Below are 2,433 nucleotides of genomic sequence, written 5' to 3'. Positions count from 1 at the left end.
CCTATGCTCTATTTTCGTTCCTTAAAATTCGGTTCCTTATTCCGGAATATATGGGTAAGTCGCGCTCTTCGGAACAGTCAGAAAGTCCAAACTCACTTATTCCTTTCCCATATACTAATAAAAAAGGAGGTGAGAACGTGGGTAAAAATAAAAATAGCTCTTCACGCAAGGTTGAAGAGGAAATGAGTAATAATGAGAACAGCCCTTTACCTAAAGATATAGCCAAAATAGATTCGGCACATCAAGAGTGTATTGACCGTGCTTATCGAATTCCCGTATTTTTAAGTACGACAACTCATTTAAATGACAACCAACAACAGTTTCTAAACCGTCTAATTTTAGAGATTGAGAATGCTTTGCTTTTTCCGCGTACATTACCATTAAGCGAAAGTTATCCCGAATCCATTTTAACTGATATTCGTCGGTTAGTTTCCTCAAGCTATGGAATGTTGGCAGTAAACCTTCGTCGTTTTAAAATTCAAACAGTTGATGTCAATGCAGGCCCCCCTCCACCATCTACTCCATTCTGGATAGGATCAGTTTATTCACAAGTAGAACCTTCAATGGCTTTTCAATTTGGTCTACCCCTATTATTAGTGAGGGAAGAAGATACTGACATAAATAATGGAATCTGGGCAGGTGGAATTGCCCCACTCAACCTATTTATAGTTTGGCATTCTGAAACTCAAACGGTAGATGAATTCTTTAACACTCCTGAATGGAAATCGGCCTTTGCAAATTGGAGTGCACAAGTAAGAAATGCTTTTTATATTCAAACAGAACCTAAGTTTAAGTATAGTTGTGATTGATAAACAGGTACTTTAGGATTAAGTCGAAAATATACAAGGTTTTGTTCATCTTTATATATTTTCGACTTATTCACACCAGAACAAATATTTCCAATTTATTATTACATAGATCGCTCTACAAGCTTTTCTGCTCCACTGACTTGGAGTAATGAATACCATGGAAAATGAAGTTGTGTACCATGCAAAAAAACCTGTCGTCTTTTTTATGATAATTTATTACCTGATCTGTTACCCTTTACTTTGCAACATTAAACGTTGTGCTCGCACTGCTTGAATGGTAATTTGCTAAGGTAGTAGTTGCGGTAACATTAAATGTTCCACGTAAATTTTTGGCTATGAAGTAACTATAGGAATACGTACCATTAGCATCCGTTTTCCCAGAAACCGATGTAACGCTGCCTCTTGGATTTTTCACGGTCAATGCTACTGTTGCACCACTCAAAGGGTTACCGCTGCCGTCTTTCACTGTCGTGGTTAGTTTTGCATAATTGCCGGTGCTATATTGGCTGCTGCCAACCGTCACAGTTGTCAATGTTTGTGCAGTAGTTTGTGTTGTCAAGTAACCCCGCAAAGCGTCAATCGACGTTGGCCCATAATCTAAATCTACATATCCCGATATTCCTGGAACGATACCTTGGTCACTATACTGCCAAGCCGTCCATTCAGTCCACCCTCCAACTGCTGGTGGCTGAGTATTTCCATAGCGTGTCCATGCGGCAATCCAAACGGGAAGATCTGAAAGCTTACCTCCAAAATCGTTGTACTGCTCTACAAACCAATCACCTGAGTAGATCATTACCTGCCGATTCGTCAGTGACTTCACCGTATCGATAAAAACTCTGGCCCAACTGGCTATTTCATCGGAGGTTAGTGTTCCAGTTGCGGCAGGTTCTTCTAAATCAAGAATAGGCATGATATCCCCAAAATCGCCCATTCCTCCATTCTTCATCACGTTAACAAAATATTGCGCTTCAGCTATCGCTTGGTCAGGATTATATGGTGCACTCGGACTTGCATAGTGGTATGCACCGATTGGCAGTCCTACTGCCCTTGCTCCCTGCACATTAGCAGAAAACATCTCGTCGGTAACGGTTGTACCTTTAGATGCCTTTGCATATACGAAGGCTATTCCTGAGTTTTTAACCTTATTCCAGTCAATGGTTCCTTGCCAATGTGATACATCAATTCCTTTTAAATTGGCACTTGTCGCTGGCTGCATGAGTCCATACGCCCAAGCCGTCGAATGTCCCGTTGCAAGAACGCTGATCAGCACAACAACAGAAAAAAACGAGCGAGCCCACTTTGCTGCATGTTTCATGATACTTATTCCTCTCCCTTAAATCTAATAAAACGATATAAAACTAGTATACTAGCATTCTCTTTTCTTAAGGGAAATCTACTAGTTATATAGTTCTATCATAATAAGAGATAGCTTGGGCGTAAATACTGAATAAATTGGAAATAATCAGCACAAAATTAGTGTTTATACCTTATATGAAAATCTGATAATGACTTTTGGGCATGATCTTAATAAATAGGCTTATTTTAATTCTATATCTTTGTAAATAAGTAAATAGGAGGAAGGGTTATGTGGGAAAGGGGAAAAATTATACGGAATTGATAG

General features: G+C 39.4%; 2 protein-coding genes. One reads left to right on the top strand and one right to left on the bottom strand.

What is annotated here, in order from left to right; all coding sequences use genetic code 11:
- Window positions 1-182 precede the first annotated feature (182 nt).
- On the top strand, window positions 183-809 hold the full coding sequence (locus V7266_RS20735; protein WP_335470535.1) for a hypothetical protein: 627 nt from the start codon (window positions 183-185) through the stop codon (window positions 807-809).
- 235 nt (window positions 810-1,044) lie between these two features.
- Here V7266_RS20735 and V7266_RS20730 read toward each other — a convergent pair whose 3' ends face one another.
- On the bottom strand, window positions 1,045-2,127 hold the full coding sequence (locus V7266_RS20730; RefSeq protein WP_335470521.1) for a GH25 family lysozyme: 1,083 nt from the start codon (window positions 2,125-2,127) through the stop codon (window positions 1,045-1,047).
- Between the last annotated feature and the right edge of the window lie 306 nt (window positions 2,128-2,433).

The sequence above is a fragment of the Neobacillus drentensis genome, from assembly GCF_036965645.1.
In the GTDB taxonomy this organism is placed as follows: Bacteria; Bacillota; Bacilli; order Bacillales; family Cytobacillaceae; genus Neobacillus; species Neobacillus drentensis_D.
The sequence above is the reverse complement of the archived record's forward strand: the minus strand, read 5'-3'. Positions and strand labels throughout refer to the sequence as shown.

Excerpts from the sequence above, each read along its gene's own strand:
- V7266_RS20730 (WP_335470521.1), bottom strand. The coding sequence starts at position 2,127 with ATGAAACATGCAGCAAAGTGGGCTCGCTCGTTTTTTTCTGTTGTTGTG.
- V7266_RS20735 (WP_335470535.1), top strand. The coding sequence starts at position 183 with ATGAGTAATAATGAGAACAGCCCTTTACCTAAAGATATAGCCAAAATA.